Origin of the sequence: Bhargavaea massiliensis (assembly GCF_050480245.1) — a bacterium.
Classification (GTDB): domain Bacteria; phylum Bacillota; class Bacilli; order Bacillales; family Anoxybacillaceae; genus Anoxybacillus.
The window spans coordinates 35,225-55,604 of the sequence record NZ_JBCNEQ010000009.1 but is presented as its reverse complement, the minus strand read 5'-3'; the positions used below and the strand labels follow the sequence as shown (position 1 = coordinate 55,604).

The 20,380-nt window shown below is 41.3% G+C and carries 36 protein-coding genes; 3 read left to right on the top strand and 33 right to left on the bottom strand.

Annotated elements, in window-relative coordinates:
* Positions 1-194, top strand: a 194-nt coding sequence (locus ABEV15_RS02915; protein ID WP_429630664.1) for a hypothetical protein, incomplete at its 5' end; no start/stop codon positions are given.
* A 33-nt stretch (positions 195-227) separates the two neighbouring features.
* A complete protein-coding gene (pdaB, locus tag ABEV15_RS02910; protein WP_498852320.1) occupies positions 228-989 on the top strand; it encodes a polysaccharide deacetylase family sporulation protein PdaB in 762 nt (253 codons plus the stop codon).
* 16 nt (positions 990-1,005) lie between these two features.
* On the opposite strand, the gene ABEV15_RS02905 is transcribed toward pdaB, so the two are convergent.
* Entirely contained in the window at positions 1,006-1,602 is a 597-nt protein-coding gene (locus ABEV15_RS02905) for a KinB-signaling pathway activation protein (protein ID WP_183250431.1), read from the bottom strand.
* A gap of 131 nt (positions 1,603-1,733) precedes the next feature.
* Here ABEV15_RS02905 and gerD point away from each other — a divergent pair, with 131 nt between their 5' ends.
* A complete protein-coding gene (gene gerD / locus ABEV15_RS02900) occupies positions 1,734-2,423 on the top strand; it encodes a spore germination lipoprotein GerD (protein ID WP_498852319.1) in 690 nt (229 codons plus the stop codon).
* Between the two features lie 16 nt (positions 2,424-2,439).
* On the opposite strand, the gene ABEV15_RS02895 is transcribed toward gerD, so the two are convergent.
* The 32 genes from ABEV15_RS02895 to rpsC all read right to left on the bottom strand — a co-directional run bounded on the left by ABEV15_RS02895 (position 2,440) and on the right by rpsC (position 20,378).
* Complete coding sequence (locus ABEV15_RS02895) at positions 2,440-3,447, bottom strand: Mrp/NBP35 family ATP-binding protein (protein WP_498852318.1); 1,008 nt, start codon at positions 3,445-3,447, stop codon at positions 2,440-2,442.
* Positions 3,448-3,535: 88 nt separating this feature from the next.
* Entirely contained in the window at positions 3,536-4,234 is a 699-nt protein-coding gene (gene cwlD, locus ABEV15_RS02890; RefSeq protein ID WP_429630674.1) for an N-acetylmuramoyl-L-alanine amidase CwlD, read from the bottom strand.
* A gap of 55 nt (positions 4,235-4,289) precedes the next feature.
* Positions 4,290-4,694, bottom strand: coding sequence for a DUF2521 family protein (locus tag ABEV15_RS02885; RefSeq protein WP_429630676.1), 405 nt, complete (start codon positions 4,692-4,694; stop codon positions 4,290-4,292).
* An 89-nt stretch (positions 4,695-4,783) separates the two neighbouring features.
* Positions 4,784-5,176, bottom strand: coding sequence for a 30S ribosomal protein S9 (gene rpsI, locus ABEV15_RS02880; protein ID WP_003397701.1), 393 nt, complete (start codon positions 5,174-5,176; stop codon positions 4,784-4,786).
* Positions 5,177-5,198: 22 nt separating this feature from the next.
* Positions 5,199-5,633 carry a 50S ribosomal protein L13 gene (rplM, locus tag ABEV15_RS02875; protein WP_004888711.1) on the bottom strand — a complete coding sequence of 145 codons (435 nt, stop codon included), beginning with the start codon at positions 5,631-5,633 and terminating at the stop codon, positions 5,199-5,201.
* Between the two features lie 146 nt (positions 5,634-5,779).
* A complete protein-coding gene (truA, locus tag ABEV15_RS02870) occupies positions 5,780-6,523 on the bottom strand; it encodes a tRNA pseudouridine(38-40) synthase TruA (RefSeq protein WP_035018395.1) in 744 nt (247 codons plus the stop codon).
* Positions 6,524-6,535: 12 nt separating this feature from the next.
* A complete protein-coding gene (locus ABEV15_RS02865; RefSeq protein WP_498852317.1) occupies positions 6,536-7,333 on the bottom strand; it encodes an energy-coupling factor transporter transmembrane component T family protein in 798 nt (265 codons plus the stop codon).
* Positions 7,330-8,199 carry an energy-coupling factor ABC transporter ATP-binding protein gene (locus ABEV15_RS02860; RefSeq protein ID WP_429635364.1) on the bottom strand — a complete coding sequence of 290 codons (870 nt, stop codon included), beginning with the start codon at positions 8,197-8,199 and terminating at the stop codon, positions 7,330-7,332. Before ABEV15_RS02860 ends, ABEV15_RS02865 begins: the two co-directional genes overlap by 4 nt.
* Positions 8,157-9,011, bottom strand: coding sequence for an energy-coupling factor ABC transporter ATP-binding protein (locus tag ABEV15_RS02855; RefSeq protein ID WP_429635362.1), 855 nt, complete (start codon positions 9,009-9,011; stop codon positions 8,157-8,159). The genes ABEV15_RS02860 and ABEV15_RS02855 overlap by 43 nt, the downstream gene beginning before the upstream one ends.
* 113 nt (positions 9,012-9,124) lie before the next feature.
* Complete coding sequence (gene rplQ / locus ABEV15_RS02850) at positions 9,125-9,487, bottom strand: 50S ribosomal protein L17 (protein ID WP_004888706.1); 363 nt, start codon at positions 9,485-9,487, stop codon at positions 9,125-9,127.
* A gap of 60 nt (positions 9,488-9,547) precedes the next feature.
* Positions 9,548-10,492 carry a DNA-directed RNA polymerase subunit alpha gene (locus ABEV15_RS02845; protein ID WP_004888705.1) on the bottom strand — a complete coding sequence of 315 codons (945 nt, stop codon included), beginning with the start codon at positions 10,490-10,492 and terminating at the stop codon, positions 9,548-9,550.
* Positions 10,493-10,660: 168 nt separating this feature from the next.
* A complete protein-coding gene (gene rpsK, locus ABEV15_RS02840; protein ID WP_004888704.1) occupies positions 10,661-11,050 on the bottom strand; it encodes a 30S ribosomal protein S11 in 390 nt (129 codons plus the stop codon).
* Between the two features lie 25 nt (positions 11,051-11,075).
* Positions 11,076-11,441: a 30S ribosomal protein S13 gene (gene rpsM, locus ABEV15_RS02835; RefSeq protein WP_003397691.1), complete on the bottom strand. Its 366-nt coding sequence runs from the start codon at positions 11,439-11,441 to the stop codon at positions 11,076-11,078.
* A gap of 22 nt (positions 11,442-11,463) precedes the next feature.
* Positions 11,464-11,577 (bottom strand): 50S ribosomal protein L36, encoded by a 114-nt coding sequence (gene rpmJ / locus ABEV15_RS02830; RefSeq protein ID WP_000868344.1) that lies wholly within the window; start codon positions 11,575-11,577, stop codon positions 11,464-11,466.
* A 30-nt stretch (positions 11,578-11,607) separates the two neighbouring features.
* Positions 11,608-11,826, bottom strand: coding sequence for a translation initiation factor IF-1 (gene infA, locus ABEV15_RS02825; protein WP_003247618.1), 219 nt, complete (start codon positions 11,824-11,826; stop codon positions 11,608-11,610).
* Between the two features lie 103 nt (positions 11,827-11,929).
* A complete protein-coding gene (gene map, locus ABEV15_RS02820) occupies positions 11,930-12,676 on the bottom strand; it encodes a type I methionyl aminopeptidase (protein WP_498852316.1) in 747 nt (248 codons plus the stop codon).
* Positions 12,673-13,326, bottom strand: a complete 654-nt coding sequence (locus ABEV15_RS02815; protein WP_004888700.1) for an adenylate kinase — start codon at positions 13,324-13,326, stop codon at positions 12,673-12,675. Before ABEV15_RS02815 ends, map begins: the two co-directional genes overlap by 4 nt.
* A gap of 59 nt (positions 13,327-13,385) precedes the next feature.
* Positions 13,386-14,678: a preprotein translocase subunit SecY gene (gene secY, locus ABEV15_RS02810; protein WP_429630691.1), complete on the bottom strand. Its 1,293-nt coding sequence runs from the start codon at positions 14,676-14,678 to the stop codon at positions 13,386-13,388.
* Positions 14,678-15,118 (bottom strand): 50S ribosomal protein L15, encoded by a 441-nt coding sequence (rplO, locus tag ABEV15_RS02805; protein ID WP_498852315.1) that lies wholly within the window; start codon positions 15,116-15,118, stop codon positions 14,678-14,680. Before rplO ends, secY begins: the two co-directional genes overlap by 1 nt.
* Positions 15,119-15,132: 14 nt before the next feature.
* Positions 15,133-15,321, bottom strand: a complete 189-nt coding sequence (rpmD, locus tag ABEV15_RS02800; protein WP_003397685.1) for a 50S ribosomal protein L30 — start codon at positions 15,319-15,321, stop codon at positions 15,133-15,135.
* A 14-nt stretch (positions 15,322-15,335) separates the two neighbouring features.
* The gene (gene rpsE, locus ABEV15_RS02795; RefSeq protein WP_429630695.1) at positions 15,336-15,836 is read right to left on the bottom strand and encodes a 30S ribosomal protein S5; all 501 of its coding nucleotides are present in this window, start codon (positions 15,834-15,836) and stop codon (positions 15,336-15,338) included.
* A gap of 19 nt (positions 15,837-15,855) precedes the next feature.
* The gene (gene rplR / locus ABEV15_RS02790) at positions 15,856-16,218 is read right to left on the bottom strand and encodes a 50S ribosomal protein L18 (RefSeq protein ID WP_004888689.1); all 363 of its coding nucleotides are present in this window, start codon (positions 16,216-16,218) and stop codon (positions 15,856-15,858) included.
* Between the two features lie 32 nt (positions 16,219-16,250).
* Positions 16,251-16,790: a 50S ribosomal protein L6 gene (gene rplF, locus ABEV15_RS02785; protein ID WP_004888688.1), complete on the bottom strand. Its 540-nt coding sequence runs from the start codon at positions 16,788-16,790 to the stop codon at positions 16,251-16,253.
* Between the two features lie 29 nt (positions 16,791-16,819).
* Positions 16,820-17,218 (bottom strand): 30S ribosomal protein S8, encoded by a 399-nt coding sequence (gene rpsH / locus ABEV15_RS02780; protein WP_429630697.1) that lies wholly within the window; start codon positions 17,216-17,218, stop codon positions 16,820-16,822.
* 33 nt (positions 17,219-17,251) lie between these two features.
* Positions 17,252-17,437 (bottom strand): 30S ribosomal protein S14, encoded by a 186-nt coding sequence (gene rpsN, locus ABEV15_RS02775; protein WP_003397678.1) that lies wholly within the window; start codon positions 17,435-17,437, stop codon positions 17,252-17,254.
* A gap of 34 nt (positions 17,438-17,471) precedes the next feature.
* Positions 17,472-18,011 carry a 50S ribosomal protein L5 gene (rplE, locus tag ABEV15_RS02770; protein WP_004888681.1) on the bottom strand — a complete coding sequence of 180 codons (540 nt, stop codon included), beginning with the start codon at positions 18,009-18,011 and terminating at the stop codon, positions 17,472-17,474.
* Between the two features lie 29 nt (positions 18,012-18,040).
* Positions 18,041-18,352 carry a 50S ribosomal protein L24 gene (rplX, locus tag ABEV15_RS02765; protein WP_003397676.1) on the bottom strand — a complete coding sequence of 104 codons (312 nt, stop codon included), beginning with the start codon at positions 18,350-18,352 and terminating at the stop codon, positions 18,041-18,043.
* Positions 18,353-18,388: 36 nt separating this feature from the next.
* Positions 18,389-18,757: a 50S ribosomal protein L14 gene (gene rplN, locus ABEV15_RS02760; protein ID WP_004888678.1), complete on the bottom strand. Its 369-nt coding sequence runs from the start codon at positions 18,755-18,757 to the stop codon at positions 18,389-18,391.
* Between the two features lie 48 nt (positions 18,758-18,805).
* Positions 18,806-19,069, bottom strand: coding sequence for a 30S ribosomal protein S17 (gene rpsQ / locus ABEV15_RS02755; protein ID WP_003397674.1), 264 nt, complete (start codon positions 19,067-19,069; stop codon positions 18,806-18,808).
* A 25-nt stretch (positions 19,070-19,094) separates the two neighbouring features.
* A complete protein-coding gene (gene rpmC / locus ABEV15_RS02750) occupies positions 19,095-19,295 on the bottom strand; it encodes a 50S ribosomal protein L29 (protein ID WP_003397671.1) in 201 nt (66 codons plus the stop codon).
* Positions 19,285-19,719 carry a 50S ribosomal protein L16 gene (gene rplP / locus ABEV15_RS02745; protein WP_003397670.1) on the bottom strand — a complete coding sequence of 145 codons (435 nt, stop codon included), beginning with the start codon at positions 19,717-19,719 and terminating at the stop codon, positions 19,285-19,287. Before rplP ends, rpmC begins: the two co-directional genes overlap by 11 nt.
* 2 nt (positions 19,720-19,721) lie before the next feature.
* Positions 19,722-20,378, bottom strand: coding sequence for a 30S ribosomal protein S3 (gene rpsC / locus ABEV15_RS02740; protein ID WP_003397666.1), 657 nt, complete (start codon positions 20,376-20,378; stop codon positions 19,722-19,724).
* Positions 20,379-20,380: the final 2 nt, after the last annotated feature.

The following is a 20,380-nucleotide window of genomic DNA, read 5'->3' as shown; positions in this document are numbered from 1 at the left end:
TCAGTTTTCAAGGAACATCTCCGTCAAACGACGGCTCTAATATCTTATCATTCCTTTTCGCTGTCGTCAACTATGTTTTTTCATCGCTGACGACGTTTATTAATTTAACATATGTTTTATTTTGTTGTCAACAATATTTTTTAAAAAAATGTTCTCGTTTATTCATTGATCATATCGTGTTATTTCTTGCATAAGATGTTCATAAAAAGGACAAGGGGGGACAAATATTGAAGTTTTTTTATATCCTTGACGGAAAAAAAATAAAAAAATGGTTTCTCATTATATCAATCGCCTTTGTCACAGCCTCTATTTTGTACATTCAGCAACTTGCAAGTGAATCTGTATTTTCGACTGATCCTGGGCCGAAAGCCATTTACAAAGTCGAAAATAAAAAAAATGAACTCGCCTTGACGTTTGACATTAGTTGGGGAGAAACAAATGCCATACCTATTTTAAACGTATTAAAAAAACACGGGATGAGAGCTACATTTTTTCTATCTGCTTCTTGGGCTGAACGCCACCCGCGCATCGTAAAAAAAATCGTGGACGATGGACACGAAATCGGAAGTATGGGCTATGAATACAAAAATTATACTGAACTAGAGCGCGGGAAAATCATCCGCGACTTAGCACAAGCTAAAAAAGTATTTGATACGTTAGGGATTAAGCGCGTTCCCTTCCTTCGTGTACCGACAGGAAATTTTAACAAAAATGTCTTAAAAGTTGTTCATTCTTTCGGTCATACTGTTGTTCATTGGAGCGTTGATTCAAAAGATTGGCTCAATCCTGGGGTGAACGCAATTGTCGAAAATGTTACACAAAATGCAAAGGGTGGAGATATTGTATTGCTTCATGCATCAGATTCAGCTAAACAAACCGCTCAAGCATTGGAACAAATCGTTATATGGATGAAAAAAGAAGGGTATAAAAGCGTGCGAATATCTGACCTTGTGAACAACGCTGATATAGAAAGCAAAGAAATAAAATGAGGCCGCAAGCCTCATTTTATTTACGTAAAAGCTTATGCAAAATAAGCAATTGATACGCATTACAAATTAATAAAGGGAACAACATTAAATACAACCAGTTTTCTTCGTTAATTCGCAATACTGGGAACCATTCGATGACCGTAACAACAACCATAAAAAATAACGCAGGAACAAACGCTTCTTTATTTGTTTCTCGCATTTTTACGTATGCGACAATCAGTCCAAATAAAAAAATAAATAAGGCAACAAGCACGTAGCTAACAAGGGATTCCCCTTCTTTTGCAAACAGTTGATAACGGAAATAAACGAGATCAAATAAAACAAAAGCAATGAGAACTAATTGTACAGCATTCCATAATCCAACCGAACGAAAAATTCCGAGACCAAAACGATGAATTGTTAAATATGCAAAAAAGCCCATTTGACTAATTACACTAAAAATAAAACCAACACCAATAAGCCAAACGAGAACGGATAAAATTTCTTTTATTTCAAACGATGTAAAAAGACGTGCATATTCGTTCCATTTCACAGCAAACCCAACAATCCCCGTACTTATTCCGCCAACAAACAATGTAGAAAAAAACAATTGAACCCACTTTCGACTATTCACTTGTGCAACCTCCACTTCCCAATATCCCTTCCAAAATTCTATCAACGAAATAAGAAAAATGCTAGCGAATATTTTTGCAAAGAACATTGAATATTAACAGTAAGGAAACTTGTTGAAAGGGGCTCTTAATTATGAATCGGACATTTTTGCTCCTCCTATTTAGTTATGTATTGGTGCTGACCGGGTGCGCCCAACAAGAAGAAACCCCTGCGCAACCTGAGTACGATCAAACAAAAAAAATGGTCGTCGATATTTTAAAAACAGATGAAGGAAAAAAAGCGATTCAAGAAGTGATGAGCGATGAAAAAATTAAACAACAACTCGTTATCAATCAAGAAGTTGTAAAAAAGACGATCGAAGAAACGTTAACATCCGAAAAAGGAAAAGCGTTTTGGGAAAAAGCGTTTGAAGATCCAAATTTCGCCCAAAATTTTGCCAAAAGCATGCAAGAAGAACATGAAAAATTATTAAAAGCGCTAATGAAAGATCCTGAATATCAAGCAATGATCATTGAAATTATGCAAAATCCAGAAATGAAAAAATTAATACAAACAGAAATGAAAAACAAAGATTTTCGAGCTCATTTGCAAAAGGTCATTACAGAAACATTTAGCAGCCCGCTATTTAAAGCAAAAATTGAGGATATTCTTATTAAAGCAGCCGAAGAAATGCAAGGCGGTGAAAGAAGTTCCGAGCAAGAAGAAAGTTCCGAGCAAGAAGAAAGTTCCGAGCAAGAAGAAAGTTCCGAGCAAGAAGAAAGTTCCGATCAAGGAGGATCAAGTGACGAGCAAGGAGGATCAAGTGACGAGCAAACAACATGAGGGGCTTCGTAGCCCCTCATCGTAGCTTTGCAATGATTTTTCTGGCGATGTCCATATATACTTTTCCAATCGGATGATCTTCACCGTACACAGAAGGGGCAAAATCGTCATCGTTCCAATCAGGTTGCCCGAGCGGTAGTTGTCCGAGTAAATCCGTCTGCAATTCTTCAGCTAATTTTTGACCGCCGCCTTTTCCAAAAATGTATTCTTTTTCACCTGTTGTTTTACTTTCAAAATACGACATATTTTCAATGACACCAACAACTTCGTGATTTGTTCGGACTGCCATCGCTCCCGCTCTTGCCGCAACAAATGCAGCGGTCGGATGAGGCGTTGTCACAATGATTTCTTTTGATGTCGGCAGCATTGTATGGACATCTAATGCTACATCGCCTGTGCCTGGAGGTAAGTCTAATAATAAATAATCTAATTCTCCCCATTCCACTTCATCAAAAAAGTTTTTTAGCATTTTGCCAAGCATCGGCCCACGCCAAATAACCGGGGAATTATCTTCCACAAAAAAGCCCATAGAAATGACTTTCACACCAAACCGTTCAACCGGAATAATTTTTTCGCCACGAACAATTGGGCGTTCTGTAATGCCCATCATATCGGGTATGCTAAATCCGTAAATATCAGCATCAATTAAACCGACTTTTTTGCCAAGCCGAGCAAGTGAAACAGCTAAATTAACAGAGACCGTTGACTTTCCTACTCCACCTTTTCCGCTTGCAATCGCTAAATAAATTGGTTCATGCGCTGTTCGCCCTTCTTCTAACGGCAATTGGGCAAAGCGAAGCCCTACGGAAGATGCTCCTGCATCTTTTAACCGTTGCACAACGGTTTGTTGCACTTGGAGTTGTTCTGCTGTTCCTGTTTTAGCTAAAGCGATTTTTACGCTTACTAGCCCCTTCTCTTCATTTATTTTAACTTCCTGAATCGCTCCTGTTTCTTTAAACGTTTTTCTCAAAAATGGGTCATAAATCGTTTCAAGCAATTCAATAACTTGTTTTTCTGTCAACATCGCGCCTCACCAATCCTTATGTATTCGGTTTCACAGTTCACACTTTCAATATAACATAATTTTCTTCATAAAAAAAAAAAAATCCTTCTCATTCAGAAGGATCGGGTTCATTGGATACGTAGCGCAAAATCCCCTTGTAAATCGAAGCAGCAAGCTTCTCCTGGTATGATGAGGACGCTAGTAGTTTTCGTTCCTCTTCATTTGATAAAAAACCAATTTCAACTAAAGCCCCTGGCTTTTTTGCCATTTTTAATAAATATACCGTTTGAATAGGCTTTGCTAAGCGACGTGTATTCTCTAAATTGACACGCAGTTCTTGCTGAATAAACTTCGCTAATCGTTTATTTTCTTCTAATGAGGAATAATAAAACACTTGTGCCCCTCTCCATTTCGGTGAAGGAATCGCATTTAAATGAATGCTAATAAAAAAATCAGCTTCTGACTCATTGACAAACTGAACTCGTCGCTGTAAATCTTCTATTTTTCTTCGGCTATATCCCCTCGTTTGTTCGCTTGCTAAATCATAGTCACCTTCTCTTGTCATTTGAACGAGTGCACCTTGTTGTTGCAAATAATCACGCAATTTTAATGCAACATTTAGCGCTATGTCTTTCTCAAGAACGTCTCCTCCAACCGCTCCCCCGTCAGGCCCCCCATGCCCTGGATCAAGGATGATAATCTTCCCTGATAACGGTAAACTCCATGCTTTCCATGAGCGGTCATGAAGTACGTAAAACTGTAAAAAAAGGACAAAAACAATGAAAAGAATAATAATACGTACTTTCATTCCTTCTCCTCCCCACTATTTATGTTATATGGGACAAGAGGAGAATTTAGAACGATTACTTCAAACGAAGACGTTGACGACGAAGCCCTTTTTCGATTCCTTCTCTCCACCAAACATCTACGTAACGAGCACACGTGTCGTACATACTATCTCTGCATAGCTTCATATGTTCATACAGTTCATGTATAAGTTGTTCGTATTCGTTTATACAACGACTTTTCACTGTTTCTATTGACTCACCATAATATGTAAACCGACTATAATGTGCACCGAGCAAATATGCTTCAATGGCCATATCGATGCATATCGTTTCCATGACTTCGGAAACAATCATGTATTGTTGCCAATACGTGCGCACACGTCTACATAACTCACGATAAGAAAGATCCTTCAATACATTTCGCTCATAAGCAAGCTGTTTTTCTAACTTTTTTATTGTAAACGATGTAATTATTTCCATTTGACTGCCCCTCCTTATATATATTGTTCGCATGAACAAGAGGGACATACAAAAAAATCTCGGCAAATAATTGCCGAGATTTGTTGAAATTAACGTTTTGAGAATTGTGGTGCACGACGAGCGCCTTTAAGACCGTATTTTTTACGCTCTTTCACACGAGAGTCGCGCGTTAATAAACCTGCACGTTTTAATGTTTGACGATATTCTGGGTCAACTTGTAACAATGCACGAGCAATACCGTGACGGATTGCGCCCGCTTGACCTGTGAATCCACCGCCGCTTACGTTTACTAATACATCGTAGCTACCGAATGTTTCTGTTAAAACAAGCGGTTGTTTTACAACTTCAACTAAAGATTCATATGGAACATAATCACGAATGTCACGACCATTTACGATAATGCGTCCTTCACCTGGAACGAGACGCACACGCGCAACTGAACTTTTGCGACGGCCTGTGCCGTAGTATTGTACCTGTGCCAAAATAATGCCCTCCTTTAATCAATTATCCGCGAAGTTCGTAAACTTCTGGTTTTTGTGCTTGATGCGGATGTTCGCTTCCGCGATAAACGTGCAATTTTTTGAACATTTGACGACCAAGGCTACCTTTTGGAAGCATGCCGCGGATTGCTCTTTCAAGCATTTGTTCTGGATAGTGTGTACGCATTTCAAGCGCTGTTCTTACTTTTAATCCACCTGGATGTAAGCTATGACGATAGTATAATTTGTTCGTTAATTTTTTACCTGTTAATTCAACTTTTTCTGCGTTAATGATGATCACATGATCACCTGTGTCAACATGCGGTGTGTAAGTTGGTTTATGTTTACCGCGCAAAATCGCAGCAACTTCACTAGCAAGACGTCCTAACGTTTTGCCTTCTGCATCAATAACGTACCATTTACGTTCTACTTCATTTGGCTTCGCCATATACGTACGCATTTGTTTTCCCTCCTAAAATAAAAAATGAACAAGCGATATTTATTTCAACACGATTAATTTCCGGGGCTAATCGTGGGTTTAAAATACATACCATATGATATAATATCTCTTCTACAACCCAATGTCAAGAAAATGTTACACCTGGATTAGTTGTCATACGAAACGTGCCATAAATAAAGACCGTGACCCGGTGCGGTCTTTCCGGCAGCACTTCGATTTTTTTGTTCCAAAATTGTTTTCATCTCTTCAGCACGCCGTTCCCCGCGCCCGACTTCTAGCACCGTCCCAACGATAATGCGAACCATGTTATATAAAAAGCCGTTGCCAACAAGACGAAAGATCAATTCGTCTCCTTGTGGAATGACTTCCGCCTCGTAAATCGTACGCACTTTATCCTCTATCTCCGTTTTTGCCGAACAAAAACTCGTGAAATCATGCGTGCCAATCAGATCATGAAGCGCTTCGTTCATCGCTGCTACATTAAGCGGATACGGATAATGATACACGTAATGACGCAAAAACACGTTTTTCTCCCCCGTCCATACGCGGTAACGATATTCTTTCTTTTTCACGCTAAACCGTGCATGGAAGGAAGGCGATACTTCACTTGCTTCTTTGACAATGACATCATCAGGAAGAAGCGCATTTAACGCTTTCGGCCATTTCCCATCTGGAATGGACAGCGGTGTGTCAAAATGAATCACCTGTCCGTGTGCATGAACGGTTGCATCCGTTCTGCCCGAAGCATATACGCGAACAAATTGTCCTTTATGGATGAGCGAAAGCGCACGCTCAAGCTCTCCTTGTACGGTCCGCTTTTGTTGCTGAATTTGATAACCTGCAAAATATGTGCCATCATATGCAATAGTGCATTTGATTCTTCTCACCATTTCCGCTCCTTTTTATGAACGAAGTAGCCATAATACAATCGCTAGAAAGCCAAGCAAAATCATAAAAGCAGTATCTATGCGCCTCCACGTCAACTCGCGCCATTTTGTTCGATCTTTCCCTCCGCGGTATCCGCGCACTTCCATTGCAACGGCTAACTCTTCTGCACGTTTAAATGCGCTAATAAATAGTGGAACGAGCAACGCCGTCATCGCTCTCATTCGTTCCGATAATGGGCCGCCTGAAAAATCAACGCCACGAGCCGCTTGAGCTTTCATAATCTTCTCGGTTTCTTCCATCAATGTTGGAATAAAACGAAGAGAAATCGACATCATTAACGCTAGCTCATGAACAGGTATATTCCATTTTTTTAATGGCGAAAGCAATGATTCCATCCCATCGGTCACTTCGATTGGCGTTGTTGTTAACGTCAATAATGTTGTCACAACAATAAGGAGCAAAAAGCGTAAAGAAATAAATGCCCCTTGTTGAATACCTTGATCATACACTTCCATTCCAAACCATTGAAAAACAACATGTCCTTCTTTTGTTAACAACACGTGAAGAAGGAATGTAAATACAATCACCCATAAAATAGGCTTCAGCCCTTTAACAAAAAACGAAAGGCGAATGCGCGATAAAAACAACAAGATGCACGTAAAAAAAGTTAATAGCCCGTATGTCCATCCGTTATTAGCAAGAAAAACGATGAACACATAAATAAACATAGTAATAAGTTTTGTACGTGGATCGAGACGGTGAATGAAAGAGTCCCCAGGAACATATTTTCCAATAATCATACTGTTCATCATACACGCTTCACCCGATTAAATAACGTTTGTAATGCTTTGACGACATCTTCTATCGTCAAACATGGTTCATCAAATTGCAAACCGAATTTTTGTTCGATTGCCCGCTGAAATAATACGGTTTCAGGCACATCTAACCCAAGGTGTAGTAAATCATCGACGTGACGAAAAATATGTTCTGGTGTTCCTCTTCGTACAATCGTTCCTTGATGCATAATAATAATTTCATCCGCATAACGTGCGGCTTCTTCCATGCTATGTGTGACGAGAACAATCGTCAACCCTTTTTGTTTCTGAAGACGAGCAAACATATCCATCATTTCTTTTCGCCCTTGTGGATCTAATCCGGCCGTCGGCTCATCTAATACAAGCACTTCTGGTTCCATCGCTAAAACACCTGCGATCGCTACACGTCGCATTTGCCCACCGCTTAAGGCAAATGGAGACTTATGTCGAACTTCTTCTGGCAATCCGACAAGAGCTAACCATTCGCGAACACGAGCTTTCGCTTCCGATTCTGACATGCCAAAGTTCATCGGTCCGAAGCAAATATCTTTTTCTACTGTTTCTTCAAACAGTTGATGTTCAGGGAATTGAAAAACAATGCCTACTTTTTTTCGTAAAGGTTTTAAATATTTTTCTTTTTTGCCCGCTGTGATTGCATAATCGCCAAGATGGACGCTCCCTTTTGTCGGCTGCAGTAAACCATTTAAATGTTGTAAAAGGGTAGACTTGCCTGAGCCTGTATGCCCGATCACAGCTACATAAGAGCCACTACGAATATCGAAATGTATATCGTACAATGCTCGCTTCTCAAAAGGGGTGTTCACTTGGTAACGATATTCGACATCGCGGAATACAATGTCCATAATTCATTCACCAACCCCTCTATCGTTAAATGATTAGCTGTAACCGGAATATCATTATTTCTCAATCGTTGACTTAATTGCAGCGAAAATGGCAAATCTAGCCCCATTTGTTCTAATTTATCTCCATGTGCGAAAATATGTGCAGGTGTTCCTTCTAGTGCAAGCTTCCCTTGATTCATCACAATCACCCGATCGGCTTTTGCGACTTCATTTAAATCATGCGTAATGGAAATAACAGTCATATGATGCTCCTGTCGAAGCGACTGTATCACAGCAAGCACTTCTTTTTTTCCGCTCGGATCAAGCATCGATGTCGCCTCATCTAAAATGATAACATTTGGCCTAAGCGCAATGGCGCTTGCGATCGCCACACGTTGTTTTTGTCCACCTGACAACCGATGTGGCTCATGATTCAAAAAATCCTCCATATGCACTTTTTTTAATGCTTCAGTTATACGCGCTGCCATGTCATCTTTTTGTATCCCTCGATTTTCAAGGCCAAAGGCGACGTCATCTTGAACAGTCGTTCCAACAAACTGGTTATCTGGATTTTGAAAAACAATGCCTAATCGCTCCCGAACATCCCATATTGTTTCTTCATTTAATGGGATGCCACATACGTGAATCGTTCCGCTTGTCGGTGGCAATAAACCGATCAGTAGCTTAGCAAGCGTCGATTTTCCCGATCCGTTATGACCAACAATCGTTACCCATTCGCCTTCATACACTTGAAACGAAACGTTTTGTAAAGCATACGTTTGTTCATTCGCATATTGAAAACTTACATTTTCCACACGTACAGCAACTTCCACATTTCTCTCCTCATCTCTTCTGAATTTTCTTATTCTCTACTCTACTACAAAAAAGAAAACAAAAAAAGGGCATAGATCCAGTTCAAAAACTGTCTCGCCCTTGTAAAAACGTATTAAACTAGTTCGATAATGACCATTGGCGCACCGTCACCGCGGCGTGGTCCAAGTTTCATAATGCGTGTATAACCGCCTTGGCGATCTTGGTAACGTGGTGCAATGTCGCTAAACAATTTTTGAATTGCATCTTGACCTGTTTCTGTGTTTGCTACTTCTTTACGAACGAATGCAGCAACTTGGCGACGTGCATGCAAATCGCCACGTTTTCCTAATGTAATCATTTTTTCTACAACAGAACGCAACTCTTTTGCACGAGCTTCTGTTGTTTCAATTCGCTCATTAATGATTAAGTCTGTCACTAAGTCACGAAGCAATGCTTTACGTTGAGAGCTTGTGCGTCCTAATTTTCTGTAAGACATGTGATGTCCCTCCTTTATTTCACTTTTAACATGAAAATGCCTAGTTAACCGAACGCTTAACTAGTCATCTTTACGTAAGCTTAATCCTAGCTCTTCTAACTTCGCTTTTACTTCTTCAAGCGACTTGCGGCCTAAGTTGCGCACTTTCATCATATCTTCTTCCGTTTTTTGCGCAAGTTCTTGTACTGTATTAATGCCAGCACGCTTTAAGCAGTTGTACGAACGAACAGAAAGATCAAGCTCTTCAATTGTCATCTCGAGCACTTTTTCTTTTTGATCTTCTTCTTTTTCGATCATGATTTCCGCATGTTGCGCTTCATCCGTCAAGTTCACAAAAATATTTAAGTGCTCTGTTAAGATTTTTGCCCCTAGTGAGATTGCTTCTTTCGGGCCGATGCTACCATCTGTCCACACGTCGATCGTTAATTTGTCGTAATTTGTCATTTGACCGACGCGCGTATTTTCGACTTGGTATGATACGCGCGATACCGGCGTATAAATGGAATCGATCGGGATAACACCTATCGGTTGATCCTCGCGCTTATTAGCATCAGCTGGTGTATACCCACGTCCGCGTTTTGCTGTCATTCTCATGCGTAAACGACCGTCTTTTGCCAGTGTGGCAATATGAAGGTCTGGGTTGAGAATTTCTACATCGCTATCGTGAGTAATATCCGCAGCTGTAACGACTCCTTCACCCTGTACATCAATCTCAAGCGTCTTTTCTTCGTCCGAGTAGATTTTTAGCGCTAGCTTTTTAATGTTTAAAATGATTGTTGTTACATCTTCCACGACGCCATCAATTGTTGAAAACTCGTGCAATACACCATCTATTTGAACAGATGTTACAGCGGCACCAGGGAGTGAGGATAACAGGATACGACGTAAGGAGTTACCCAAAGTTGTACCATATCCACGCTCAAGTGGTTCAACGACGAATTTGCCGTATTTGGCATCCTCGCTGATTTCAACCGTTTCGATTTTCGGCTTCTCAATTTCTAGCATTCATTTAACCCTCCTTCAAAACGTCGAAACCCCGATTAAACCGATGACAGCTCAATCGAAATTCCCCCATGAATAAGTTCCCGAATGTGCACAACAACTGTTTTTCATTTCCCTGTAACAATGACTATATCCCATTATTGACACATACGCAAATTCTATACAGGGAAATTAAACACGACGACGTTTTGGCGGACGGCATCCGTTATGTGGAACCGGTGTAACATCTTTAATTGCTGTAATTTCTAGTCCAGCCGCTTGAAGTGCACGAATCGCTGCCTCACGACCAGCACCCGGACCTTTTACGTTGACTTCAACAGTTTTCATGCCATGCTCCATTGATGCTTTTGCAGCAGCTTCTGCAGCCATTTGTGCAGCAAATGGAGTAGACTTACGAGAACCTTTGAAGCCTAACGCACCTGCACTTGACCAAGAAATTGCATTTCCATGAGCGTCTGTAATTGTGACGATTGTGTTGTTAAAAGTCGAACGGATATGAGCGATACCAGATTCAATATTCTTTTTTACACGACGTTTACGCGTATTCGTTTTACGTGCCATTCGTTCATGAACCTCCTTTACTTAATTATTTTTTCTTATTCGCTACTGTACGACGTGGACCTTTACGTGTACGAGCATTGTTTTTCGTATTTTGGCCACGAACTGGCAATCCGCGACGATGACGAAGACCACGATAGCAACCGATCTCCATTAAACGTTTAATGTTTAACGATACTTCACGACGAAGATCTCCTTCTACTTTTAAGCGATCTACGATTTCACGAATTTTACCTAATTCTTCTTCTGTTAAGTCGCGAACGCGAGTGTCTTCAGATACGCCAGCTTCTGCTAAGATTTTTTGTGCAGTTGCTTTACCGATTCCGTAAATGTATGTTAATGAAATGACTACACGTTTGTCACGAGGAATATCTACACCTGCAATACGTGCCATGATTTGTACACCTCCTCAAGTTTTATCCTTGTTTTTGCTTATGCTTTGGATTTTCACAAATAACCATAACTTTTCCGCGTCTGCGAATGACTTTGCACTTTTCGCAAATCGGTTTTACAGATGGTCTAACTTTCATGTGAACTTACCTCCTTGTTCGTGCGGAGTGTTATTTATATCGATACGTAATTCTTCCACGTGTTAAATCGTAAGGTGATAATTCAACTGTTACTTTATCACCTGGTAAAATGCGAATAAAATGCATGCGAATTTTACCTGAAACGTGAGCTAAAACGGTATGACCGTTTTCAAGTTCCACTCGGAACATCGCATTTGGCAACGTTTCAACGACTGTACCTTCCACTTCAATTACATCGTCTTTCGCCATTGAACGGCTCTCCCTTCTTTTTTGAAATGAGTAACATGTTCAACTAACACGACCAGTTTAGTTTAAAGCTTACGATGCGCATCCGCAAAGAAGGTTAAAGCGTTCAAAGTGTTGTTAAAATTTCATATCCCGTCTCGGTAATGGCGATCGTATGCTCAAAGTGAGCACATAGTTTGCCATCTACTGTGACGACCGTCCAATTATCTTCTAACGTGCGAACATAACGGGTTCCTGCATTCACCATCGGCTCAATGCACAGAACCATGCCTGGCTTTAACCGCGGCCCTTTGTTTGGTGGACCGTAATGTGGAATTTGCGGATCTTCATGTAAGTCTTGACCAATTCCATGCCCAACATACTCACGCACAACCGAAAAGTTATGCGCCTCGACATACGTTTGGATCGCATGAGAAATGTTCGTTAACCGTGCGCCAGGTTTCGCTTCTTCCAATCCGCGATACAACGATTGCTCTGTCACTTCTAAAAGCTTTTTCGCTTCTTCTGAAATGGCTCCGACCGGATACGTCCAAGCCGAATCACCATGATATCCATTATATTTTGCGCCAATATCGATGCTAATAATATCTCCTTCGCGAAGCACACGGTCTCCTGGAATACCATGAACGAGCTCTTCATTGACCGATGTACAAATGCTCCCTTGGAATCCATTATATCCTTTAAACGAAGGAATTGCATCATGTTTGCGAATGAACGTTTCAGCAATATGATCGAGCTCTCGCGTCGTTATGCCTGGCTCGATATATTTTTGTAGTTCTTGATGAGTTAAAGCGACAATTCGACCAGCTTCACGCATAATTTCAATTTCGCGTGGGGTTTTGCAAATGATCATGATTGTAAGCCCCCAAGTAATTCACAAATGTCAGCAAACACTTGATCAATATGTTGTTGTCCATTAATGTTGCGCAAGTACCCTTTCGCCGCGTAAAAATCAAGCAACGGCTGAGCTTGCTTCATATTGACTTCAAGACGATTCGCTACGGTCGCTTCGTTATCATCTGCGCGTTGATACAATTCTCCTCCGCATTTATCGCAGATGCCTGCTTGTGCTGGCGGATTAAATACAAGATGATACGTTGCGCCGCATTCTTTACAAATGCGTCTGCCTGTTAGACGTTCCATTAAGATGCTTTTATCTACTTCGATGTTAATAACATAATCAATGGAACGGTTCAATTGTTGAAGAAGCGTTTCTAACGCTTCCGCTTGAGCGACTGTTCGCGGAAATCCATCAAGCAAAAATCCGTTTTGGCAATCGTCCTTGCTTAACCGTTCACGAACAATGCCGATCGTCACTTCGTCTGGAACAAGATCGCCGCGATCCATATACGATTTCGCCTGTAAACCGAGCTCTGTTCCTTCTTTAATCGCTGCTCGAAACATATCCCCAGTAGAAATGTGAGGAATTTTATATTTCTCAACAATTTTTTCTGCCTGCGTACCTTTTCCAGCGCCTGGCAGTCCCATTAATACTAGATTCATCAACGTCTCCCCCTCAGCTCTATGTGAGGTAGAGGGAATAAAATTCCCAACACCTCTTTTTATTTAATAAAGCCTTTGTAATGGCGCTTCACTAATTGGCTTTCTAGCTGCTTCATCGTCTCTAAAGCAACACCGACGACGATCAGCAAGCCCGTTCCTCCAATTTGAGCAGAAGGCGGTAGTTTAGCGAACTCGATAAAGAAGACAGGAAGAACAGCGATTGCTGCTAAAAATAGAGCTCCGACGAAAGTTAACCGATACAAAACGCGTGTGATGAATTCTTGCGTGTTCTTTCCTGGACGAATGCCTGGAATGTAACCACCTTGCTTTTTCAAATTGTCCGCCATTTGTTCTGGATTGACTTGAACAAACGCATAAAAATACGCGAAGGCAACAATTAAAGCGACGTATATGATCATACCAACTGGTTGCGTGTAGTCAAAAACTTTTTTAATCCATAATGTTACATCATTCGAGCCGAAAAACGATGCAATCGTCGGTGGAGTAATAATAAACGACACCGCAAAAATAACCGGAATAACGCCTGCCGGATTGACTTTTAACGGAATGTGTGTCGAATGACCACCTACCGGACTACGTCCTTCTAATCGCTTTGCGTACTGAATCGGAATTTTCCGAAACGCTTGTTGCACATAAATGACGCCAACAATAACTGCAACAACTGCTAAAGCGACTAACAACACTGTGACGATGCGTAAAAACAGCTGATCGCCAGCATTTTCAAACTGTTGAACGTAAATTTGATTAAGTGTTGTTGGGATACCGGATACGATCCCTGCAAAAATCAATACGGAAATCCCGTTTCCAACACCTTTAGCTGTAATTTGCTCACCAAGCCACATTAAAAAGGCTGTTCCAGCTGTTAACACAAGCGCAATAAGCAAATATGTCGGAATGCCTGGATTTTTAATGAGCATGCCACCAGACATATTATGAAAACCGTACGACATAGCGAACGCTTGGATAAATCCAAGCACAATCGTAAAATAGCGGGTAAACTGAGCGAGTTTACGGCGGCCTACTTCTCCTTGTTTCGACCACTCTGTAAATTTAGGAACAACATCCATCTGCAATAGTTGAACGATGATGGATGCCGTAATGTATGGCATGACGCCCATCGCAAAAATAGAAAAGTTTTGTAAAGCTCCACCACCAAATGTGTTCAATACGCCAAAAGCGTTGAACTGATCTTGCATTTTTAATACGTCTGCATTGACGCCCGGCACAGGAATAAACGTACCGATGCGAAATACAATGAGCATAAGAAGGGTGAATACAATTTTTCTTCTTATATCACCCACGCGCATAAAATTGGAGATTGTTCGAAACATTAAATCACCTCAGTTGTACCGCCAGCAGCTTCGATCGCTTCTTTTGCAGAAGCAGAGAATTTATGAGCTTTTACTGTTAATTTTTTCGTAAGCTCACCGTTTCCAAGAACTTTGATGCCTGCTTTCAACTTGCTTACCACGCCTGTTTCAAGCAACAATTCTGGTGTTACTTCAGTACCGTCTTCAAAGCGATTTAATGCTTCAAGGTTAACGATCGCATATTCTTTACGATGAATGTTTGTAAAGCCGCGTTTTGGTAAACGACGGAATAAAGGCGTTTGACCACCTTCAAAGCCGATGCGTACACCGCCGCCAGAGCGAGCGTTTTGCCCTTTATGTCCTCTACCAGAAGTTTTTCCGTTACCAGAGCCGATACCACGACCAACACGGTTACGTTCTTTACGGGAACCCGGTGCTGGTTGTAATTCATGTAGCTTCATGCCGAGGCACCTCCTTATTCTTCTAATTCTTTTACTGTTACAAGGTGAGAAACTTTATTAATCATCCCACGAATGGCTGGATTGTCGTTATGAACAACTGTTTGATGCAATTTTCTTAAACCTAATGTTTTAACCGTCACGCGTTGGTCTTGCGGACGACCGATTACGCTGCGAGTGAGGGTAATTGCTAATTTTTTCGCCATCATTTTTCCCTCCCTTATCCTAACAGTTCCTCAACTGTTTTACCGCGCAATTTTGCTACCTCTTCAGCACGTTTCAATTGCTTCAAACCGTCGATTGTTGCGCGCACCATGTTAATTGGTGTGTTGGAGCCGATTGACTTCGATAAAATATCGCTAATACCTGCTAACTCTAATACCGCACGCGCAGGACCACCAGCGATAACCCCAGTACCTTCAGATGCTGGTTTTAAAATGATTTCACCTGCTCCGAAATGTCCGACAACTTCATGTGGAATTGTTGTACCAACAATCGGTACAGTGATTAAGTTTTTCTTCGCGTCTTCAATCGCTTTGCGAATAGCATCTGGAACCTCTTGAGCTTTTCCAGTTCCGAAGCCGACATGACCGTTTTTGTCACCAACAACGACTAACGCAGCGAAACGGAAACGACGTCCACCTTTTACTACTTTAGCTACGCGGTTAACGGCAACAACGCGTTCTTCTAGTTCAAGTTTATTTGGATCAATGCGACGCATCTCTGTCCCTCCTTCTTAATTAGAATTGTAATCCAGCTTCACGAGCAGCGTCTGCAAGTGCTTTAACACGTCCATGATATAAATATCCGCCACGGTCAAATACAACCGCCGTAATTCCTTTTTCAAGTGCACGTTTAGCAATTAATTCGCCCACTTTTTGAGCTGCTTCAACATTGCCTGTTGATTCTAAGTCAAACTCTTTATCTAACGTTGACGCGCTAACAAGTGTCACAGCTTTCACATCGTCGATAATTTGCGCGTAAATGTGTTTGTTTGAACGGAACACATTTAAGCGTGGACGTTCCGCAGTTCCTACTACTTTACGACGAACACGAGCGTGTCTTTTTTTGCGAACTGCATTTTTATCAAGCTTAGTGATCATTCGTGTCACTCCTTTCATTTACCTAAGCAGCATTATTTCTTACCTGTTTTACCTTCTTTACGACGTACAACTTCGCCCTCGTAGCGAATACCTTTTCCTTTGTAAGGCTCTGGTGAACGAACGGCACGAATGTTTGCTGCTAATTCACCAACACGTTGTTTGTCCGCACCTTTAACGATGATTTTTGTTTGTGAAGGAACTTCAATTTCAAGTCCTTCTTCTGGCTCGATTTCAACAGGATGAGAGTATCCTACGCTCAATACAAGCTTTTTGCCTTGTTTTGTCGCACGGTAACCGACACCGACAAGCTCAAGTGCACGCTCATAGCCTTTTGAAACACCTTCAACCATGTTTGCAAGCAAGCTGCGAGTCGTTCCGTGAAGTGCACGATGATGTTTCTCATCGCTTGGACGCTCAACTGTTAAAACGTTGCCTTCTAATTTAATGATCATATCCGGATGGAACGTACGAGTAAGTTCACCTTTCGGACCTTTTACAGTAACCGTGTTACCGTTTAATGTAACTGTAACACCAGCTGGAATTTCCAATGGTTTTTTACCAACACGTGACATGTACTACACCTCCATTCGTTGCAAAATAATTACCAAATGTATGCTAACACTTCGCCGCCAGTACGTTTTTGACGTGCTTCTTTGTCAGTTAAAATGCCTTGAGATGTTGAAAGAATTGCGATTCCTAAGCCGTTCAATACGCGTGGTACTTCGTCAGCTTTTACATATACGCGCAAACCAGGTTTGCTAATGCGTTTAAGACCTGTAATTACGCGCTCGTTATTTGGACCGTACTTTAAGAAAATACGAAGAATACCTTGTTTGTTATCTTCAATGTATTCGACATCACGAATGAAACCTTCACGCTTTAAAATTTCAGCGATTTCTCTTTTAATTTTCGAAGCAGGAACTTCAAGTTTCTCGTGACGCACCATGTTCGCATTACGAATGCGAGTAAGCATATCTGCAATTGGATCTGTCATCACCATTATGTTTTACCTCCTTCCCAACTCATGGGTTTATTACCAGCTTGCTTTTTTCACACCAGGAATTTGACCTTTATACGCTAATTCACGGAAACAAATACGGCAAAGTTTAAATTTGCGATATACAGAGTGTGGACGTCCACAACGCTCACAACGAGTGTACGCTTGTACTTTAAACTTTGGTGTGCGTTTTTGTTTCGCGATCATTGATTTTTTAGCCACGTTTTCGCCTCCCTCTTTTTACGAATGGGAATGATTATTTTTGGAATGGCATACCGAGCAACGCAAGTAATTCACGAGCTTCCTCGTCAGTTTTCGCAGTTGTAACGATCACGATGTCCATACCGCGAACTTTGTTTACTTTATCGTAATCAATTTCAGGGAAAATTAATTGCTCTTTTACACCTAATGTGTAGTTTCCACGTCCATCGAATGATTTTTTCGATACGCCGCGGAAGTCACGAACGCGCGGTAAAGAAACAGAAACGAGCTTATCGAAAAACTCGTACATACGCTCACCGCGAAGTGTTACTTTTGCACCGATTGGCATTCCTTCGCGAAGACGGAAACCAGCGATTGATTTTTTCGCGCGTGTAACAACCGGTTTTTGACCAGAAATTAACGCGAGTTCTTCTACTGCGCTATCTAACGCTTTTGCGTTTTGTACCGCATCACCAACACCCATGTTGATGACGATTTTTTCGATTTTTGGAACTTGCATCACTGATTTATAGTTAAACTTGCTCATAAGAGCAGGAACAACTTCTTTCAAATACTTTTCTTTAAGGCGGTTCATTTGAGTACCTCCCTTCCTCAGTCACTTCATTATTTGTCTAAAATTTCACCAGAACGTTTCGCATAGCGAACTTTTTTACCGTCAACTACTTTGTATCCAACACGAGTTGGTAATCCTGTTTTTGGATCAAGAGGCATTACGTTTGATACGTGGATTGGCGCCTCTTGGCTGATGATGCCGCCTTGTGGATTTGCTTGAGAAGGTTTTACGTGTTTTTTTACGATGTTCACACCTTCAACAAGCACTCGGTTTTTCTTTGGAAACGCAGCAAGAATAACGCCTTGTTTTCCTTTATCCTTACCAGAGATCACTTGCACTTTATCACCTTTTTTTACATGCATCTGAATCGCACCTCCTTAAAAGGCTTTTCCTTTTCATTAAATCACTTCTGGAGCTAAAGAAACGATTTTCATAAAGTCTTTGTCGCGCAACTCACGAGCAACTGGTCCGAAAATACGCGTACCACGTGGGCTCTTGTCATCACGAATGATTACGCAAGCATTTTCGTCAAAGCGGATGTAAGAACCGTCTGTACGGCGCACGCCACGTTTTGTACGAACGACAACCGCTTTAACAACTTGACCTTTTTTAACAACGCCACCTGGTGTTGCATCTTTAACTGTCGCCACAACGATGTCGCCAACGTTCGCATAACGACGACCAGAACCACCTAGCACTTTAATGACAAGCACTTCACGTGCACCAGAGTTATCAGCAACTTTCATACGAGTTTCTTGTTGAATCATTGACGAAACCTCCTTTCGGATTTGTATCCATCACACCGAACATATTGATTAAACGATAACAGCTTTTTCAACTACTTCAACAAGACGGAAACGTTTTGTTGCAGAAAGAGGACGTGTCTCCATAATTTTTACAATGTCGCCCACTTTTGCTACATTGTTTTCGTCATGTGCTTTATATTTTTTCGAATACTTTACGCGCTTGCCGTAAAGAGGATGCTTTTTATAAGTTTCTACAAGAACCGTAATTGTTTTATCCATTTTATCGGAAACAACACGGCCGACGAGAACTTTACGATTGTTGCGTTCACTCATTGTGCGAACCTCCTCTCGATATCAATTATTTGTTAGCAGCGATCTCTCTTTCGCGAATAACAGTTTTCATACGCGCAATCGCTTTGCGTACTTCACGAATACGAGCTGTATTCTCTAATTGACCTGTTGCCAATTGGAAGCGAAGGTTGAATAACTCTTCTTTCAACGCTTTAATTTTTTGTTCAATCTCGGCAGTGGTAAGTTCACGAATTTCTTTAGCTTTCATTTGATTCACCACCAATTTCTTCACGTTTTACGAATTTGCATTTGATTGGAAGTTTGTGAGAAGCAAGACGTAACGCTTCACGAGCTACTTCTTCAGAAACTCCCGCGATTTCGAACATCACTTTACCAGGTTTAACAACAGCTACCCAACCTTCTGGAGCACCTTTACCGGAACCCATGCGCACTTCAAGTGGTTTTGCTGTGTATGGTTTTGAAGGGAAAATTTTAATCCATACTTTACCGCCACGTCTCATGTAACGAGTCATCGCACGACGGGCAGCCTCGATTTGACGGTTTGTAATCCATGCTGGCTCTAACGCTTGTAAGCCGTATTCACCAAAATGTACTTCTGTACCGCCTTTTGCGCGACCTTTCATGCGACCGCGATGTTCACGACGATATTTTACACGTTTTGGCATTAACATGATTAATTTCCTCCTTCCTCAGTTTTCTTTTTCGTAGGAAGGACCTCTCCACGATAAATCCATACTTTCACGCCGATTTTTCCGTATGTTGTGTCCGCTTCTGCTGTTGCATAATCGATGTCAGCGCGAAGAGTATGAAGTGGAACTGTTCCTTCGCTGTAATGTTCTGAGCGAGCGATATCTGCTCCACCTAAACGACCAGATACCATCGTTTTAATTCCTTTAGCACCTGCGCGCATTGTGCGTTGAATTGCTTGTTTTTGTGCACGACGGAATGATACGCGGTTTTCAATTTGACGCGCGATATTTTCTGCAACAAGTTTCGCTTCTAAGTCTGGCTTTTTAATTTCAACGATGTTGATATGAACGCGTTTGCCAGTTAATTCGTTTAACGCTTTACGAAGCGCTTCAACTTCAGATCCACCTTTACCGATCACCATTCCTGGTTTCGCTGTATGGATTGTGATATTTACACGGTTTGCTGCACGCTCGATTTCAATGCGAGAAACAGCTGCATCGCTTAAGCGCTTTGTGAGGTACTCACGAATTTTAAGATCTTCGTGTAAAAGGTCCGCGTAATCTTTTTCAGCGTACCATCTTGATTCCCAATCACGGATAATACCAATGCGAAGACCGATTGGATTTACCTTTTGACCCACTG

Excerpts from the sequence above, each read along its gene's own strand:
- gerD (WP_498852319.1), top strand. The coding sequence starts at position 1,734 with ATGAATCGGACATTTTTGCTCCTCCTATTTAGTTATGTATTGGTGCTG.
- ABEV15_RS02895 (WP_498852318.1), bottom strand. The coding sequence starts at position 3,447 with ATGTTGACAGAAAAACAAGTTATTGAATTGCTTGAAACGATTTATGAC.
- cwlD (WP_429630674.1), bottom strand. The coding sequence starts at position 4,234 with ATGAAAGTACGTATTATTATTCTTTTCATTGTTTTTGTCCTTTTTTTA.
- ABEV15_RS02885 (WP_429630676.1), bottom strand. The coding sequence starts at position 4,694 with ATGGAAATAATTACATCGTTTACAATAAAAAAGTTAGAAAAACAGCTT.
- rplM (WP_004888711.1), bottom strand. The coding sequence starts at position 5,633 with ATGCGTACGTATATGGCGAAGCCAAATGAAGTAGAACGTAAATGGTAC.
- truA (WP_035018395.1), bottom strand. The coding sequence starts at position 6,523 with ATGGTGAGAAGAATCAAATGCACTATTGCATATGATGGCACATATTTT.
- ABEV15_RS02865 (WP_498852317.1), bottom strand. The coding sequence starts at position 7,333 with ATGATGAACAGTATGATTATTGGAAAATATGTTCCTGGGGACTCTTTC.
- ABEV15_RS02860 (WP_429635364.1), bottom strand. The coding sequence starts at position 8,199 with ATGGACATTGTATTCCGCGATGTCGAATATCGTTACCAAGTGAACACC.
- rplQ (WP_004888706.1), bottom strand. The coding sequence starts at position 9,487 with ATGTCTTACAGAAAATTAGGACGCACAAGCTCTCAACGTAAAGCATTG.
- ABEV15_RS02845 (WP_004888705.1), bottom strand. The coding sequence starts at position 10,492 with ATGCTAGAAATTGAGAAGCCGAAAATCGAAACGGTTGAAATCAGCGAG.
- rpsK (WP_004888704.1), bottom strand. The coding sequence starts at position 11,050 with ATGGCACGTAAAACGAATACGCGTAAACGTCGTGTAAAAAAGAATATT.
- rpsM (WP_003397691.1), bottom strand. The coding sequence starts at position 11,441 with ATGGCACGTATTGCAGGTGTAGATATTCCTCGTGACAAACGTGTAGTC.
- rpmJ (WP_000868344.1), bottom strand. The coding sequence starts at position 11,577 with ATGAAAGTTAGACCATCTGTAAAACCGATTTGCGAAAAGTGCAAAGTC.
- infA (WP_003247618.1), bottom strand. The coding sequence starts at position 11,826 with ATGGCGAAAGACGATGTAATTGAAGTGGAAGGTACAGTCGTTGAAACG.
- map (WP_498852316.1), bottom strand. The coding sequence starts at position 12,676 with ATGATCATTTGCAAAACCCCACGCGAAATTGAAATTATGCGTGAAGCT.
- ABEV15_RS02815 (WP_004888700.1), bottom strand. The coding sequence starts at position 13,326 with ATGAATCTAGTATTAATGGGACTGCCAGGCGCTGGAAAAGGTACGCAG.
- secY (WP_429630691.1), bottom strand. The coding sequence starts at position 14,678 with ATGTTTCGAACAATCTCCAATTTTATGCGCGTGGGTGATATAAGAAGA.
- rplO (WP_498852315.1), bottom strand. The coding sequence starts at position 15,118 with ATGAAGCTACATGAATTACAACCAGCACCGGGTTCCCGTAAAGAACGT.
- rpmD (WP_003397685.1), bottom strand. The coding sequence starts at position 15,321 with ATGGCGAAAAAATTAGCAATTACCCTCACTCGCAGCGTAATCGGTCGT.
- rpsE (WP_429630695.1), bottom strand. The coding sequence starts at position 15,836 with ATGCGTCGCATTGATCCAAATAAACTTGAACTAGAAGAACGCGTTGTT.
- rplR (WP_004888689.1), bottom strand. The coding sequence starts at position 16,218 with ATGATCACTAAGCTTGATAAAAATGCAGTTCGCAAAAAAAGACACGCT.
- rplF (WP_004888688.1), bottom strand. The coding sequence starts at position 16,790 with ATGTCACGTGTTGGTAAAAAACCATTGGAAATTCCAGCTGGTGTTACA.
- rpsH (WP_429630697.1), bottom strand. The coding sequence starts at position 17,218 with ATGGTGATGACAGATCCAATTGCAGATATGCTTACTCGCATTCGTAAT.
- rplE (WP_004888681.1), bottom strand. The coding sequence starts at position 18,011 with ATGAACCGCCTTAAAGAAAAGTATTTGAAAGAAGTTGTTCCTGCTCTT.
- rplX (WP_003397676.1), bottom strand. The coding sequence starts at position 18,352 with ATGCATGTAAAAAAAGGTGATAAAGTGCAAGTGATCTCTGGTAAGGAT.
- rplN (WP_004888678.1), bottom strand. The coding sequence starts at position 18,757 with ATGATTCAACAAGAAACTCGTATGAAAGTTGCTGATAACTCTGGTGCA.
- rpsQ (WP_003397674.1), bottom strand. The coding sequence starts at position 19,069 with ATGAGTGAACGCAACAATCGTAAAGTTCTCGTCGGCCGTGTTGTTTCC.
- rpmC (WP_003397671.1), bottom strand. The coding sequence starts at position 19,295 with ATGAAAGCTAAAGAAATTCGTGAACTTACCACTGCCGAGATTGAACAA.
- rplP (WP_003397670.1), bottom strand. The coding sequence starts at position 19,719 with ATGTTAATGCCAAAACGTGTAAAATATCGTCGTGAACATCGCGGTCGC.